General features: G+C 64.4%; 1 protein-coding gene. It reads right to left on the reverse strand.

The features are described 5' to 3' along the window. Positions 1–742: efflux RND transporter permease subunit (locus F6X39_RS36165; RefSeq protein WP_187620163.1), on the reverse strand; the 742-nt coding region annotated here is incomplete at both ends.

A 742-nucleotide genomic window follows, 5' to 3' on the forward strand; every position in this document is an offset into this window, starting at 1 on the left:
TCCGCCGCGAGCGCACGTTCGATGTCGTGGGTCACGTCGATGCCCTGCGCGTCGCCGCGCACGTCCGCCTGCACCGTGATGGTCGGCTGACGGTCGCGTTGCCAGATGACGCCGTACTCGAGCGTATCGCGCACGTGTCCGAGCGAACCGAGCGGCACCGGGCCGTGGGGCGTCGGAATCGCGAGGCTCATAAGCTGCGCCGGATTGACACGTTCGCTCTTGGGCGCACGCAGATCGACGTTGATCAGCTTGTCGCGCTCGCGGTACTGCGTCACCGTGTAGCCTGATAGCGTCATCGCGAGGAAGTTCGACACGTCTTCCGAGGTGACGCCAAGCTGGCGCGCGCGGTTCTGATCGATCTCGAACGAGATCGAGCGCTCCGCCGGCTCGTCCCAGTCGAACTGGACGTTGCGCGTGCGGGGATCGGCGCGGACCTTGTCCGACACCGTCTGCGCAATCGATCGGACGGTCGCGATATCGTCGCCGCTCACGCGGAACTTGATCGGGAAGCCGACCGGCGGACCATTCTCGAGCCGGGAGACGCGCGCTCGCACGCCGGAGAAATCCTTCTCGAGTTTGCCGTCGAGCCAACGCATCAGTTCCTCGCGGTTTTCTACGCTTTTTGCGGTAATCACGAACTGCGCGAAATTCGGCTGTTGAAGCTGCTGGTCGAGCGTCAGGTAAAAACGCGGCGCGCCGGTGCCGACGAAGTCGACGAAGTGGTCGATCTCGGCTTTGCCGT

This window comes from Paraburkholderia sp. UCT2, from assembly GCF_014397665.1.
Lineage (GTDB): Bacteria > Pseudomonadota > Gammaproteobacteria > Burkholderiales > Burkholderiaceae > Paraburkholderia > Paraburkholderia tuberum.